The sequence below is a fragment of the Butyrivibrio sp. FC2001 genome (assembly GCF_000424125.1).
Classification (GTDB): Bacteria; Bacillota; Clostridia; order Lachnospirales; family Lachnospiraceae; genus Butyrivibrio.
On record NZ_AUJH01000004.1, the window covers coordinates 15500 to 30601 of the forward strand.

The window sequence follows — 15102 nt, forward strand, 5'->3', positions numbered from 1 at the left end:
TTACCAGTCAAGCTCTGCAGCCTTTTGTTTTTCTTCATTTCTATAGCTTTTCCTGATCACGCCATCTCTTAGCTTGACCACAAAATCGGCCATATTCTTTATTGCGTCATTATGAGTGACCATAATAACGGTGTTTCCGTACTTCTGGTTGACCTCTTCTATAAGTGCAAGTATTTCCTTGGAAGTGTTGTAGTCCAGTGCACCTGTAGGCTCGTCACACAGAAGGATATCCGGATTTTTTACGATTGCTCTTCCGATAGCGCATCTTTGCTGCTGTCCGCCCGATAACTGGCTGGGCAGCTTGTTCTGGTGCTCTTTAAGGCCCAGAACCTCTATAATCTCATCAATGTTAAGCGGATTCTTTGATAAATAAGCACCCACCTCGATATTTTCCCGTACAGTGAGATTTGGAATCAGGTTATACATCTGAAAAATGTAACCCAGATGCTCCCTTCTGTAGGCTGTAAGCGCCTTTTCATCCATATCTGACATGCTTTTCTCACGGATTATGATCTTTCCGGAATCAGCGTTGTCAATTCCACCTATTATGTTTAGAAGCGTGGATTTACCTGAACCGGACGGCCCAAGAAGTACAACAAATTCACCCTTCTCTATGCCAAGACTTATATCCTTCAGGACTTCAATCCTGCTTCCTCCCTCCCCGTATGATTTTTTAATGTTCTGTAATTCAAGCTGCATTTCATACCTCGCATTTTTGAGAAATATTATCAAAATTTAACTCCGAGACTATGTTAGCACTAGCTAACCATTTTTTCAAGTATATTCGAGCAACTTATTAAATTGGACGAAATAAAACCTGCTTATTTGCATATCGAGTAGGCTGACTCCTACTCGATTTCGCACACGAACATTCCGCACTTCGTGCTCCATGTTCTTACAACCGGCAAATGAATTTGTATGCAAGCATCCATTCGCTTGCCGGTCTTGTGCAACAAAAAAGCACTATCCGGTACTTTTTTCCCGAATAGTGCCATATATTCACAACCATGACATTTAAAAATGTAGCTGATTACTTCTTCTCAACATCAACTGATTTCATACCGGCCTTCTTAAGGAGCTTCTTGTAAGCCTTAATCTGAGCCTTGGGAACCTTTACAGTCAGTGTCTTGGAATTCTTATAAAAAGCCTTCTTTCCAATCTTCTCAAGAGATGTTGTATAAATCTTAACCTTCTTAAGCTTCTTGCACTTTGCAAAGGCTGAATCGCCGATTTTTGTTACGTTCTCACCGATATAAACCTTCTTTACCTTCTTGTTGTGGTAAAGTGCCTTATCTGCGATGGCTGTAACCTTATAAACGTTACCCTTGTAATTTACTGTATCAGGAATAACTACCTTCTTGATGGATGCATCTGTAAGACCAGTGAAGGTAACCTCCTTATTGCCTGTAATCTTGTAAGCATAGCCGTCGATCACGAAGTCAGCTTCCACATTCTGCTTATTTTCTTGCTTCTGATCCTTGTTCTGGTCATTATTTTCTGTCTGAACCTTACCGTTTTCATCCTGCTTTACGTGCTGAGATTCAGGGTTATTGAAAACAATCTTAAGCTTAAAGTAGTTAGCACCCTTGGAATCCTTAGCTTCTACACCATAAAGCTTCTTAGCAGCGAAAAACGGCATCTGAGCATCAATCCAGCTCTTTGACTTGCCCTCAAGGAACTTACTTGTAACTGTCATCTCGAAAGTACCCTTGGAATCGCCTGCGTCACACTTTATGCCCTTGCAGCTTGTTTCGAAGTCGATAAACTGCTTGGCATCCTTATTTACAATGATGCGACCCTTGTTGTTATTGCAGTTCTGACAGGTATAATCAACAGGGAAAAGATCATACAGCTGAACCATTGTTGACAGAAATACTACATTCTTCTCCTCTTCGTTGAGATTGAAATCCTCAATGTGATCCCAATCCGGAGAGGTAATCTGCTGTCCCCTCATATAACTCTGTGTCTTCTGCTTGGAAAAATCGATAACGACCGTATCGTTTGCTGCGTGAGCAGCTGATTTCATGCCTGTAAGCATGACGATTGCTACCGCTGATGCCATAAGCATGCGGCAAGCGTTTGTTAAAACTTTTTTCATCCCAAAATGTCTCCTTTTTCTAGTATTCCCCCTTCAAGCCTTATCCATAATACGACACAAACGCTAATATATCAAGCTTTTGACGTTATTCCCAACATCTTGCCGAAAATAGAGATCAGCAAAAATGAATATACACACCAGAGAACTATCACTATCAGTCTGCCATTACCCGACAGAAACTTAAATATACTGATGACCAGCTCAGTCAGCGGAAAAATCACCATCACAAGAAAAATCCCAACTGACAGCAACCTCCTACTAAACGTATTTGCCATTAACTTAAGGAAAATCGGATATCCTATCACTTTTTCCATGCCGGAGTTTTGACTTATCTGGTCTAGCACAGGCATAATATCAGGAAACTTCTGCCCCTGACTTTCGGCCTCATAGACATACGAAATGTACCTTTCAGTATCGGAATCAGTGTAGCCCTCATCCATCATTTTCTGGCAAAGCTGAATAGAACTATCTATCTGAAGCTTATCCTGCTGAAGCTTTTCCATCTGACTCTCCAGTACCTCTGTGATGTCTTGATTCTCCAGAAGAACCTTTTTGATATCCTCTATGGACATATCTATCTTCCTAAAAAGTACTATCTTTTTAAGACGTTCTATATCTTCGGACGTATAGTCCCTATAATTACTATCTTCGCCCCTATCGGGATTTATAAGCCCTTTTCTCTCATAAAATCTGACGCTGCTGACATCGAGACCTGCAGCAACAGCCGCTTCACTTATTTTCATACCCTTTTATCCTCACGCTATGTTGCTTTTTACCAGTTTTTTGGCATCCTCCACTACTTCTCTCGGAAAATCATAACACAAAAGAAGATCTATGGCATTGGATCCTTCCCCAAAACCGGATTTTATCCTGTAATCAAACTTAATACCATCATCCGTAAGCCTGCTCTCAAAATGATAACCCGAATACTCGTGCTTAAGATATTTTGCAAGCTCTCCGTCATGTGTGGATACAATAACCATGCCATTTTTGCCGCTAAGATATGACAGAACCGCCTTGGAGGCCGCAAGTCTCTCCCTGTAATTAGTTCCCTTCAGGATCTCATCGATGAAATAGAGGACCCTGCCGCCCTTCTTTGATTCATCCAGCATTCTCTTAAGATACCTGACCTCTCGCACATAATAGCTCTCCCCGGTGAGAACATCGTCCCTGACAGCCATTGAAGTCATCACGACGCTTCGCGGTATTTCCAGCCTTTTAGCGCAGCACGTATATATTGACTGTGCCAGAATCGCATTGACCGCAAGAGCCTTCATGAAGGTACTCTTTCCCGACGCATTGGCTCCCATGATCATGGCCGAATTCCCGAGATTAACTGAATTAAGAACAGCATTCTCGATCAAAGGATGATAAATATCGCAAACATTTATCCTGTTATCCTTAGAAAACTCTGGAATACAGTAATCCGGAAGACTTTTTCTAAAGGAAGCCACAGAAATGGACATATCCACTTCTCCCACAAACTTGTAGAGCTTCATTACAGCCTTTTCATTCCCCTTAACTATCTGCGTTATCTTATGAAAAGATACCAGATCGTACAGCGTGATACCCATCAGATAATCAGCAAGCATCCCCTGGGGATCTGTAACAGCATAATTTTTCTTGGTCACCAGACCGCCTGCAAGCTTCTTTAATCGATGGAACCTTTTTAGATCTTCACTGATGCCTTCATATACTAAATGCTCCGGAACACATCCCTTTTTCAGCAGCTCCTCTGAAACATCTATAAGACTGCATATACCATATAGACAGTCCATCATGTACTCAGCCTTAGATTTGGTTCTCATATATAGAAAAAGATTAGTGCACGCGATACCAAGCAGTAACACGGCGCATTCCGCACTTCTTAAAGCCACGCTTAATATTACCGCTATTACAAGCGCAGCCTGGAGTATTCTGTAGCACCATGCGAAAGGCAGCTCAAACTCTGACAAAATCCTAATAAGCTGCGGCATATAATAACTAGTGTTTCTTTTTCCTATCCTAAGCAGCTCAAATTCCGCATCAGTTCTGGCTTCGTCGTTTTTATCGTAGTAATCCACAGCGTCGCAAAAGCCATCTGCATTATCTTCATTTAAACAATGAAGCTTATGATATAGTACCTGCTCGCCAATGTATGACCTCGTGTGATTAATCCTGTAAAATACTTCATCCATCTCAAGATCATCCCAGGTGATCTCATCAACATCACTCCCGCCCTTATCCTCATGGTATTTGGCTATGAGTTTTCTCCTGTCCCTTCTCATATGATGATATGGATCGTTTATAGGATTATTCCCGTACTGTTTTTTTATCTGTTCCCTCTGTTTTCTTTTGTTAAGTATCATACTGTTTTCCTCCTGTTATGAGAGGAAAATACACCCTGAACCAAGTGTAGAGTCAACAAAATACAGCAAAAAAATTTAAAAATTACACTTGCTATTAAAATAGAGTTTTGCTTGCAAAACTCTCGCACCAAGCGCGGTTGCAGAATGCAACATCTTCCATTCGCGCGAGTGTGCATCCCACGGAGTGCTTTTTTATTGAATAGGAATTTCCTATTCAATAAAAAAGAAGAGCCGCATCCTTCGATGCAGCCCTTCCGTTTTTCATCATTCTTATTATAACAGCTCTATGCCAATTACGCTGTTTTCTTGTGCTCCTCTTCCTTTGTCTGAGGTGCTGTTCTTCTGGTCTGGAAGATGAACAGTCCAAGGAATGCAGCTGCTGCAATTATTCCTATCGGATAAGCAATTGATACCGACAGATGCAGGCACTCAGGTGCACAGAAGAAATATGTTACCGAAACAGCTGACATAAAGGTTGCCGGGATAGCTGTAAACCAATAGTTGCGGCCATTTACAAACAGATACATTGAAGCGGTCCAAAGAGCTATCATAGCAAGAGTCTGATTTGACCAGCTAAAGTATCTCCAAACTACGCCGTAGTTTAACTGACTGATGAATGCGCCGGCAAGAAGAAGCGGTACGCAGAGTTCAAGTCTCTTCATATAAGGCTTCTGATCTACCTTGAACCAGTCAGCAACAACCAGTCTTGCTGATCTGAAGGCTGTATCACCGGAAGTTATAGGACATGCAATAACGCCGAGCATTGCAAGAACGATACCGAAGCCACCCATTGTCTTTGTGCAGATATCATATACGCATGCTGCCTGTCCGTTTGCAAGCATATCTGTAAGAGCTGTTGTAAGTCCGCCTGTCTTAGCATAAACTGCGCTACCTGCTGCAGCCCATATAAGAGCGATTATTCCTTCACATACCATTGCTCCGTAGAATACCATATGGCTTTCCTTCTCTGTCTTGCAGCAGCGAGCCATAAGAGGTGACTGTGTTGCATGGAATCCTGAAATAGCACCACAGGCAACTGATACGAACATCATAGGCCATATAGGTGTATTGCTGGGATGAAGGTTTGAAAGCTCAATCTCAGGAATTGTATATCCATGTGTGAAAATACCGATTCCAACGCCTACTGCCATAACTATAAGGCAGACACCGAATACAGGATAAAGCTTACCAATAATCTTATCGATCGGAACAAAGGTTGCTATGAAGTAATATGCAAGGATCAGAGCAAGCCAGAAGGTTGTATTTGTTAAAAGTCCTGAGCCGCCCTGATTACCAATCAGAAGAGAAATAAGTCCTGCAGGACCTACTGCGAAAACAGTACCAACCATTACAAGAAGCACTACGCTGAAAACTCTCATGATAGTTTTCATAACGTTTCCAAGATACATGCCTGTAAGCTCAGATACGCTGGCGCCATCATGACGCATGCTCATAAATCCTACTGAAAAATCGTGAACACCACCTGCAAGGATAGTTCCGAGGGTGATCCAGAGAAAGACCGAGGTGCCCCACTGAGCTCCTGCCAAAGCGCCATAGATCGGGCCAAGTCCTGCAATATTAAGAAGCTGTATCAAAAAGAGCTTCCATCTGGGCATTACCACAAAGTCTACACCATCATTGATCCTTACTGCCGGAGTTTTTCTGTCATCCGGCCCATATACTTTCTCGATGATGCCACCGTAGATGAAATATCCTGCCACTAATACACTCAAACATACCAAAAAGCTGATCATATGAATCCCCTCCTATCAATGTAGTGAAAGTGAAATCCTTCCCTATATTGAAGTATAGGCTCACGAAAATTCGGTAACAATAATTCGGGATTCAAATGCTAAAAATTGGTACTGAAATGCAATACATTCTATTTTTCAGACACAAAAATGCGCTTTGACGTCATGAATCATATTTCTGCTAATGGGAATGACAGCATTATCGCATTCCTTGAGCTTGCAGGCATAACCATTGTTATAGTCAGGAACAAGGGCCTCACAGGCGTCAAAATTCACTATAAAGCTCTTATGTATTCTGCAAAACTGGTCTCCCGCGGGCTTAAGCTTCTTTTCCCACTCAATAAGAGGCTCATTGCTGTAATAGATATTCTTATGGCAGTGTACCTTGGAGCCCTTGTGAATGGCCTCAATATAGCTTATGCTATCCGCCACAACTACCTCCATGTGATCTCCAGCAGGAAGCGCAAAGGGTCCCGGCATCGGCCTTGTGGATGCCCTTCTCTTCATAAGCTTTTCGATGGATTTCCTGATTCTGTTCTCATCAAAAGGCTTCATCACATAATCCACAGCGTCAACATCAAAGGCATTAAGCGCATAGTTTTCATAAGCAGTCACAAAAATTATGGCTGTATCCAGATTCTTTTGCCTCATTGTCTCTGCCAGCTTTGTACCCTTGATGTCTCCCATCTCTATATCGAAAAAGCACACATCAAATGTATATTTATCTATCAGATCCAAAACCGCAGCACCACTGCCGGCTTCCATCACCTCAGCATCCGGCTGGTTAAGGTCTTTTAAGATCTTTTCCAGCAAAAATCGCAGCTCACTTCTGGCAGGTCTCTCATCATCCGCTATCAAAATCCTCTTCATTCCCTCTTATCCCTCCAACAAAGCTTTTGGCGGTATGCGCATTGTGACGGTGGTTCCTTCCCCTGAGGAATCAATCACAAGCCCATACTTTTCCCCATAAATACTACGCAGCCTTCCATCTACATTAAGAAGACCATATCTCCCCTTCGTTGTCTTATCATTGAACGCCCGGAGCACCTGATCCGGGATTCCATAGCCGTTATCGGATATTTTTATTAAAAGATCCTCCCCTTCCATACCGGCTTTGATTTTAACCTCGCCAACCTCTCTTCTCATGGCTCCGTGCTTTATCGCATTCTCCACAATAGGCTGCAGAATAAGGGTTGGAACCTGCCTGTGAATATCTGCTTCGATATCCTTCACAATCTGGAGTTTATCCTCGAATCTGGCCTTTTCAAGCATCAGGTAGGCATCTACCTGCTCAAATTCCGCTGCTATATCGATCATATAATCATCACTGGAGTTCAGGTTATGCCTGAAGTAAACGCTAAGAGCCAGAAGCAGCTCCCTCGCATAATCGGGCTTTTCCCTGCAAAAGCAGGATATGGTATTTAGACTGTTAAACAAAAAGTGCGGATTTATCTGTGACTGAAGAACCCTGAATTCAGCTCTCTCCCTCATCTTCTTCTGATATTCAACCTGATAGGCCTCATAGTTGGTGGAAAAGAACTTGGCCAGAGCTGAAACCAGACACTCCACAGCTTCAGGCGATGAATATCTTCTGTCGAAAACCAGCACCAGATATCCCCAGGTCTCATTCCCCATGGTAACCTTGGAGCCAGATGCAACCAGCGACTGCTTAAAGCCGAGGACTCCCTTTTCCTTCTTATATATAAGCTCAGTGGTGCAGCGCCTTTCCATGCTGTTTACAAAGCTCTCCGTAAACTCATAATCGCTGCTAAACAGCTCATCTTTGCGGCTAAGAGGAAGAAAGAAAACATCCCTGCACCTTGAAAAACCGCTGATAGTCTTCTCCATCTCCCTGTAATCACCGTCTGTTATGCGGCTTTTTCTGATATTGACCACGCAGGCATCGGCGATACTCAGCGCCAGACGCATTTTATCTGCAGCAATAAGATTCTGCCTGGTATATATATCATCAAATACCGAGAAAAACAGAACCATTCCTATGGAATTAAAAATGATCATTGGAAGAGCAATTATCTGAACGATAGACACAGCAAGGCTAAAGGGCCTTACAAACACCAGAAGATTGGCCATGTGCAGGCACTCTGCAACAGCCGTTATTGCAACAAGGAAATACCACTCAAAATCTATATTCCTCTTATGAAAGAACTGATATATGAACGCACCGATCACGCCCTCCATAAGTGTGGAAAGTGCGCATGCAAAGGTCGTAACACCATGAATATCAAAAAAAATACGGTGGATTGCGCCAATCAGACCCGCCAGAATCCCGACTGTCGGTCCGCAAAGCAGACCTCCCGCCAGGGCGCCCAAAACACGGGTGTTAGGAATAGCACCCTGAACCTGTGCTCCTGTGCAGGTTGAGAAAATACAGAATCCCCCAAATATTCCTCCCAGCACAATCTTAGCCATGAAAATGTGCTTATTTTCCTCGCAGATGATCTGCGTAACAACAGGAATTCTGACCAGAATATTGGCAATAAGCACAAGAAGACCAATATTTACGATCATATTGTAGTATAGTTCCATGTTTTTCCCCCAAACAAAAACCCTTCTACTACTAACTATTATTATAGCTTCATTATAATAAAATAGTCCTATTTTTTTGTGTTTTTTTACGCTATTTTTTACGATATAATGTAACTATGACGAGGGGGTAATTTCATATGGCTGATTTGAAAAAAAGGGATTTTCTTTGGATAATCCTGTTTCTTGTTGTCTTCATAAACGGATTCGAAGCCGGCGGATATCAGGCAAGCCTGTGGAATATAGGTGAGACCTACGATCTGTCTTTGACCTCTATGGGTCTTTTTGCATCCGTTGAGCTATTTGCTACTATGCTTGCTCCCCTTGTTCTTGGAAGCTGGGCAGATCATAATAACAAGGCAAAATGCATCATTATTCTCCTGGCTATTCAGCTCGTAGCAGCTTTATTTGTTCTGACCACCGTTAGAAACACTTATTTTATTGGCGGTATATTCTTCCTGGGGCTAACCACCAGTGCGCTTCAGTTTATTTCAATTGCAGCTCTCGCTGACGCATACCCTGTAACGAATAAAAATAAAATAGGCTTTATGACCTCCATGTATGCAGCAGGAGCGCTGGTTGCGCCTCTGGTTGTCAATTTCTATCTCAGGATGGGCCTTAGCTGGCGTATATTATTCGCGCTTTTATCAATTGGTTCCGCCGTAGCCCTTATCGGGATCGTCAAATCAGGCAGCGAATGCCGCGAAGAGCTTCCTATGGACGACATTGACTCTGTTTCATCAGGAAAATTCGTGATCACAGCCATTCTGTGCCTGTGCGTTATTATGTGTATTTACGTGGGATTTGAAAATGGATTCACTTTCTTTGTAGATACTATGTTTACTGATACTTTAAAGTCCGAAAACGGGAAATTTGCACTGTCTCTGTTCTGGGCGGTAATGATTCCTTCCAGAATGCTGGTTGGACACTTTTCAAAGCATTCCAAACAAATATTGCTGGTATCACTGCTCGCGATTCCGGCATTTACTGTTCTTTTCTCCTCCATGCAAAATAGCACCGCAGCCATGCTGGTTTGTATCCCATTAGGCATGGCGAGCGGAGCTATTTATCCCTGCGTTTTAACTATAATGCTCAATTTTTCCGGAAAAAGAACCGCTACCTCAACAGGTGTGATAACCACCGCAACCGGTATCGGAGGCGTAGTATTTACCGCGCTCACAGGCTATATGTCTGATCTGTACGGAATGCGAAGTGCCATCGCGGTACTTGGTTCATTTTTCATATTATCTCTGTTATCGCTCCTGGGAATCCATATACTTATGAAAAAGCATTCCCATTCCTGATTCGCATGGAGCATCGCAAAGTCAGGCAAGAAGGTCTCTAAAGCCCTCTCTTAATGCCTTGGACATTTCATCAAGATGTCTTGTATAGCAGTGATCATCTCCATGGATGGTCACAAGCTTTGCGTTTTTATACAGCTTTGAAGCCTTTACACCATATTCGTAGGGAACTGCCTCATCATCATCACCATGGATGATCAGGACAGGTCCATCAAATCTTGCAATCTCGTCCTCAACATGAATGGTCTGGGCAACTCTGATATAATCGCCTGAGATCTCCCATTCATCAGCGCCAACCTTCTCCGGAATGTGCTTCGGATCAAAATCAGCCCCAAGAATAGTGCCTTCTCTTGCTGCCTCAGGAATCATCCATGCGGGTGAAAGCGGAATTATTGCCTTGAAGTCATCAGCACACATACCGCCGATCAGCATTGTAAGAAGTCCGCCCTGAGAATGTCCGCAGATATAGAGATCTGTCACGAAATCCAGCTGTTTTGCATATTTCACAACTGAAAGGGCATTGGTAACCCATTTATAGAGAGTGTGATTCTTAAATTCACCATCACTTCCGCCATGACCATACATCTCAACTCTGAGAACCGATACTCCCTCAGCATTTATCGCATCCTTGGCTGCAATGATGTGGTCCTCTTCCATATGTCCGGTAAAACCGTGGATCAGAATGCAAAGCGGGCACTTTTTAGTGCCTACACGATCAAGCTTCGCATGAAGGCGTGTACCATCGCTGTCAATATAAAACTCTTCCATATCATCCTCCTGCTTTTATTAAAGTTTTCTGCTTTTTTATCTTGTAGGCAACATTATAATCTCCAGTTACTTCTTGTAGCAATGCCAAAATTGACTTCTTGTTTCTACGGTAAATTCGCCGTTTTTCTCTATCTTCTCCTGGAAATATGCAAGGAGCTTGTCCTCGTATCTGGCGATGGTCTTCTCCTGGCCTTCGTAGTAATCCTTCATCTCATAGTCAATGTAGTGTGCAACAACAATATCATATTCCCCGGTAGCATCTATCTCATCCCAGGTCTGCTCCGTCTCAAGATCCGCAAATTCAAGCTTAACCTCTACGTTCTCAGGGAGCTTATCCACGTTTTCCGGAATAAACTTTGCAAAATCATCAGCCCAGCTGCCGTGGATATCGTAACCTGTAATCTTTGTTCCTGTAGGTATATCAGGCCAGCTTCCAGTTTTCAGTTTTCATCTGAACTGCAAGCATGTGGCTGTATAATCCGTCAGCTTCCTTCAGCTTTGCGGGAGAATCCGATTCAGCCACTTTTCCATTCTTAAGGACAACTATCTTGTCAGCTCCGTCTACGGTACGCATACGATGAGCGATTATAAGAACTGTCTTGTCCTTAATAAGGTCGCTTATTGCCTCCTGGATCAGCGACTCGTTATCCACGTCAAGAGATGCTGTGGCTTCATCCATCAGAATTATAGGCGCATCCTTAAGGAAGGCTCTGGCTATGGAGATTCTCTGGCGCTCTCCGCCTGAAAGCTCGGAACCATTCTCGCCTATAAGGGTATTGTAGCCCTCAGGGAGCTTTTCTATGAATTCATCGCAGTGAGCGAGCTTAGCTGCCGCTTTTACCTCTTCATCCGTAGCTTCCTTTTTACCGATTCGGATATTTTCAAGAACCGTGTTATTAAAAAGCGTCACATCCTGGAAAACTATTGAATACATGGAAAGGAGCTTTTCAGGGTCAATCTTGGAAATATCCATGCCACCAACGGTGATAAGGCCCTTCTCAATATCCCAGAATCTCGCTGCAAGCCTTGAAACCGTTGTCTTTCCACCGCCGGAGGGTCCGATAAGGGCTGTAACCTCGCCCTGCTTAGCCACAAAGCTCACATCCTTTAATACTGTTTCCCCATCCTCATAAGAAAACCGCACATTCTTAAACTCGATATCATAGTTCTTATTTGTAAGCTCTTCACTTCCGGTCTGCTCATAGTGAGACAGAATCTCATCCATTCTCTCGCACTGGGTGTCGGTTGAGATCAGAGCTGAAAAATTCATCAGAGATATCTGCAGCGGCTCATACATTCTTGAAACCACCAGAAGGTACATAAAGAAAGTAAACACATTTATCTCGTTTTTCATAAGAAGCGATGAACCAACGATAGCCACTGTGCCTATTCCAAGCTTCAGGATCATCTGGGAGCTGCTTACAAATGCTGCATTTATGAACTCCGTGAAAATGGTGTGGGACTCGACGGCCTTAATCTTCTTATTAAGTCCCACCATATATGTATCCTGAGCGTTATAAGCCTTTAAATCCCGCACTGTTTCCAGCGCTTCCTGAATACCGTCAAGGCAGGCAACCTTGTATTTGCTTCCCTTGCGGTTCACTTTATGCATCACATGTCTTGATGAAAAAACAATAATGAAGGCTACAGGAAGCACCCACACTGCGGCTATTGCCATCCTGGCATCGAAAAAGAACAGGCTGATCACTACAATAGTAGTTGAAATAAAGGCACCCACCAGCTCCGGAAGCCAGTGAGAAGAAGATGTCTCAAGCATTGCACAGTCTGCCATTATAGTGTTTGTAAGATCCGCCAGGTCCTTTTTTCCAAAAAATGACAGCGGTATTTTTCTTAGCTTTTCCGCCAAAGAACGCCTTCTTACGCCGCTTTCAACGTAGGTTGAAAAGAATGTGGCATTATACTGCAGATATTCGGTAAATGCTATCAGTATCAGGCTGATCACAGAACCTATTATGTATATTTTCACATGATCGCCTGGAATCTCCCTGTTAAACAGGTCTCCCGTCATCATAAAAAGAATTCCAACAGGCATCATCTGTGCCAGATTTGCTAAGGTACAGGCTCCAAAAGCCTTTACCATATCCTTTGCTCCCTGCTCAGAGAGCGCGTATTTATGCTGTAACTTTTTTATCATTATCCTGCTCCCTCCCCATTTTCCAGTTAACGGACTTCTTATACTCATTCCACATGTGATCATAGATACCGCCCTTCGCAAGCAGAGCATCATGCTTACCGCTCTCTACGATTTTTCCGTCGGAAAGAACGCATATCTTATCTGCATCCACAACCGTCGACAGACGATGGGCTATCATGATGACTGTCTTGTCCTTGGCAAGATTTGCGAAGGCCTTCTGAACCATGTTCTCATTATCAGGATCAGCAAAGGCTGTAGCCTCGTCCAGAATAAGGATAGGTGCATTTTTAAGGAAGGCTCTCGCAATAGAAATTCGCTGAGCTTCGCCGCCCGAGACATAGGTTCCCTTACTACCGATCATGGTGTTAATACCATGCGGCAGCTTTTCAATAATATCCCAGCACATGGCGTCCTTAAGGGCCTTTACTACTTCTGCCTCCGTAGCATCAGGCTTTCCCATCCTGACATTATCAAGGATAGACATCTTGAGGAGCTTGCTGTCCTGGAAAACATAGGAAACATTTTTCATAAGATCCGCTGAGGCGATATCCCTTACATCAACGCCGCCGATTTTAATGCTGCCCTGCTTTACATCCCAGAATCTTGCAACAAGAGATGCAAGCGTAGTCTTACCGCCGCCGGATGGCCCCACAAATGCAACATGTTCACCGGGCTTAATATCAAGACTTATGCCGTCGATGGCATTAGTCTTCTTCTCATCATAGGTAAATACGATATTTTCAATTTTTATGCTGCTGTCCTTAGGATTTTGTGGATTTGAAGCTTCCTTAAGAGGCTCCACATCAAGAAGTGCGTACATTCTGTTAAGAGCATCCCTTACAATCATCTGGCTCTCACCGGCATAGGCAACCTTCATCAGAGTAACCGTGAGAATCGGTGTGATGATAATGTAAAAGAGAATGTTGTAAAGGAATGTATCTGTAACCCCGTTTCTTGCAAAGATAAAGCTGCAGGCCACAAGGGCAGCAAACACAGCATTTGCTGCAGTAGTAAAGCCTATCATGGGCATTCTCATGCCAATAGTGTAGGTGATAGTCCACTTTTCGTATTTATCTATTGCTTCCTTGAATCTTTTAAAAGAGAAAACTGACTGACCAAAGGTCTTTACCACGGGAATTCCCCTGACATACTCAACAGCTTCTGCAGACATCTCATCAAGAGCATTCTGATACTCCTTCATGTCATTCTGCATCTTTTCCCCCATCATTCCTCCCATCATAAGTAAGGCTAAAATCGCAGGAACAAGGCAAATAAGGCCAATTCTCCAGTCAAAGATAAGAAGCATTGCGATAAGACCAACCGGTGTAGCATAACTTACTGCCTTATCCGGAAGGCTGTGCGCCAAAAACGTCTCCGTTGCTGCGCTGGATTCAGCCACAATTTTTCTGATCTTGCCGCTTCCTTCGGATTCAATGTAACCCATAGGAAGCTTCATAACATGCTCCATCATGGCTTTTCTCATATTTGTCTGAACTCTGAAGGCTGCCAGATGAGAGCATAGCAGAGCTGAAATATAGAGAAACATTGCAAGAAGGCTCATTCCTACAGCACTCCATCCGTAAGACACTATATGAGTCGCCTTTGAAAAATCAGGACTTACCGCTACCACCTCCCTGATGATGCGCCAGATGTAATAAAACGGCACCAGCGCCACCAGGGCGCTTATAGCGGCAAGAATCCATGAACTGATAGTAAAATACTTGTGATTACCTGCGTAATCGAATAGTTGTGGTATGACACTTTTATTTTTATTCATTTTTTCCCCTTTCTCCCCAATTTTGGACCACAGGGACGGGGTTATAGGGCCAAAAAATGGACCACTAACCCCGTCCCCCTGGGTCATTTCACAACTTCCCACATTTGGCCCATATTCTGGAAACCATCCTGTGGGAGACAACCTTTGCAGGTGTGTTCCCCTTCGTTTTTTCCTGAGGAACAGCCACTGCATCCCGAACAACCTTTAGAGGAAAAGACCACCTTTTTTATGATTCCCATTTTCTCGAGATATTCCATCTGCCTGGTGACATCCTCTACACTGGTATGTAGTTCCAATGCCAGAAGTTTTGTGGTTCTGGCATGACCATCCTTAAGTAATTCCAATAATTGTTCCATTTTT

The 15102-nt window shown here is 43.3% G+C and carries 13 protein-coding genes; 1 reads left to right on the top strand and 12 read right to left on the bottom strand.

Annotated features, from left to right (window positions below; translation table 11 throughout):
• The 7 genes from G601_RS0102005 to G601_RS0102035 form a co-directional block, all read right to left on the bottom strand.
• Entirely contained in the window at positions 1-699 is a 699-nt protein-coding gene (locus G601_RS0102005; RefSeq protein ID WP_026492741.1) for an ABC transporter ATP-binding protein, read from the bottom strand.
• A 331-nt stretch (positions 700-1030) separates the two neighbouring features.
• Entirely contained in the window at positions 1031-2098 is a 1068-nt protein-coding gene (locus tag G601_RS21520; RefSeq protein ID WP_035790212.1) for a leucine-rich repeat protein, read from the bottom strand.
• Between the two features lie 71 nt (positions 2099-2169).
• Positions 2170-2841 (bottom strand): MerR family transcriptional regulator, encoded by a 672-nt coding sequence (locus G601_RS0102015; protein ID WP_026664323.1) that lies wholly within the window; start codon positions 2839-2841, stop codon positions 2170-2172.
• A 12-nt stretch (positions 2842-2853) separates the two neighbouring features.
• Positions 2854-4446, bottom strand: a complete 1593-nt coding sequence (locus G601_RS0102020; RefSeq protein WP_026664324.1) for a MutS-related protein — start codon at positions 4444-4446, stop codon at positions 2854-2856.
• 293 nt (positions 4447-4739) lie between these two features.
• Complete coding sequence (locus G601_RS0102025; protein ID WP_026664325.1) at positions 4740-6200, bottom strand: carbon starvation CstA family protein; 1461 nt, start codon at positions 6198-6200, stop codon at positions 4740-4742.
• 135 nt (positions 6201-6335) lie between these two features.
• Entirely contained in the window at positions 6336-7067 is a 732-nt protein-coding gene (locus tag G601_RS0102030) for a LytR/AlgR family response regulator transcription factor (RefSeq protein WP_026664326.1), read from the bottom strand.
• A 6-nt stretch (positions 7068-7073) separates the two neighbouring features.
• On the bottom strand, positions 7074-8744 hold the full coding sequence (locus tag G601_RS0102035) for a LytS/YhcK type 5TM receptor domain-containing protein (RefSeq protein ID WP_026664327.1): 1671 nt from the start codon (positions 8742-8744) through the stop codon (positions 7074-7076).
• A 137-nt stretch (positions 8745-8881) separates the two neighbouring features.
• On the opposite strand from G601_RS0102035, the gene G601_RS0102040 reads away from it, so the two are divergent.
• Entirely contained in the window at positions 8882-10045 is a 1164-nt protein-coding gene (locus tag G601_RS0102040; protein WP_026664328.1) for an MFS transporter, read from the top strand.
• 21 nt (positions 10046-10066) lie between these two features.
• Here G601_RS0102040 and G601_RS0102045 read toward each other — a convergent pair whose 3' ends face one another.
• The 5 genes from G601_RS0102045 to G601_RS21525 all read right to left on the bottom strand — a co-directional run bounded on the left by G601_RS0102045 (position 10067) and on the right by G601_RS21525 (position 15098).
• Positions 10067-10810: an alpha/beta hydrolase family protein gene (locus tag G601_RS0102045; protein WP_026664329.1), complete on the bottom strand. Its 744-nt coding sequence runs from the start codon at positions 10808-10810 to the stop codon at positions 10067-10069.
• A 66-nt stretch (positions 10811-10876) separates the two neighbouring features.
• The gene (locus G601_RS0102050) at positions 10877-11149 is read right to left on the bottom strand and encodes a hypothetical protein (RefSeq protein WP_026664330.1); all 273 of its coding nucleotides are present in this window, start codon (positions 11147-11149) and stop codon (positions 10877-10879) included.
• A gap of 82 nt (positions 11150-11231) precedes the next feature.
• Positions 11232-12965 carry an ABC transporter ATP-binding protein gene (locus G601_RS0102055; protein ID WP_026492733.1) on the bottom strand — a complete coding sequence of 578 codons (1734 nt, stop codon included), beginning with the start codon at positions 12963-12965 and terminating at the stop codon, positions 11232-11234.
• A complete protein-coding gene (locus G601_RS0102060; protein WP_035790214.1) occupies positions 12943-14742 on the bottom strand; it encodes an ABC transporter ATP-binding protein in 1800 nt (599 codons plus the stop codon). The genes G601_RS0102055 and G601_RS0102060 overlap by 23 nt, the downstream gene beginning before the upstream one ends.
• A gap of 83 nt (positions 14743-14825) precedes the next feature.
• On the bottom strand, positions 14826-15098 hold the full coding sequence (locus G601_RS21525; RefSeq protein WP_035786773.1) for an Lrp/AsnC family transcriptional regulator: 273 nt from the start codon (positions 15096-15098) through the stop codon (positions 14826-14828).
• Positions 15099-15102 lie beyond the last annotated feature (4 nt).

Excerpts from the sequence above, each read along its gene's own strand:
- G601_RS0102030 (WP_026664326.1), bottom strand. The coding sequence starts at position 7,067 with ATGAAGAGGATTTTGATAGCGGATGATGAGAGACCTGCCAGAAGTGAG.
- G601_RS0102055 (WP_026492733.1), bottom strand. The coding sequence starts at position 12,965 with ATGATAAAAAAGTTACAGCATAAATACGCGCTCTCTGAGCAGGGAGCA.
- G601_RS21520 (WP_035790212.1), bottom strand. The coding sequence starts at position 2,098 with ATGAAAAAAGTTTTAACAAACGCTTGCCGCATGCTTATGGCATCAGCG.
- G601_RS0102040 (WP_026664328.1), top strand. The coding sequence starts at position 8,882 with ATGGCTGATTTGAAAAAAAGGGATTTTCTTTGGATAATCCTGTTTCTT.
- G601_RS0102025 (WP_026664325.1), bottom strand. The coding sequence starts at position 6,200 with ATGATCAGCTTTTTGGTATGTTTGAGTGTATTAGTGGCAGGATATTTC.
- G601_RS0102035 (WP_026664327.1), bottom strand. The coding sequence starts at position 8,744 with ATGGAACTATACTACAATATGATCGTAAATATTGGTCTTCTTGTGCTT.
- G601_RS0102060 (WP_035790214.1), bottom strand. The coding sequence starts at position 14,742 with ATGAATAAAAATAAAAGTGTCATACCACAACTATTCGATTACGCAGGT.
- G601_RS21525 (WP_035786773.1), bottom strand. The coding sequence starts at position 15,098 with ATGGAACAATTATTGGAATTACTTAAGGATGGTCATGCCAGAACCACA.
- G601_RS0102020 (WP_026664324.1), bottom strand. The coding sequence starts at position 4,446 with ATGATACTTAACAAAAGAAAACAGAGGGAACAGATAAAAAAACAGTAC.
- G601_RS0102015 (WP_026664323.1), bottom strand. The coding sequence starts at position 2,841 with ATGAAAATAAGTGAAGCGGCTGTTGCTGCAGGTCTCGATGTCAGCAGC.
- G601_RS0102045 (WP_026664329.1), bottom strand. The coding sequence starts at position 10,810 with ATGGAAGAGTTTTATATTGACAGCGATGGTACACGCCTTCATGCGAAG.
- G601_RS0102005 (WP_026492741.1), bottom strand. The coding sequence starts at position 699 with ATGCAGCTTGAATTACAGAACATTAAAAAATCATACGGGGAGGGAGGA.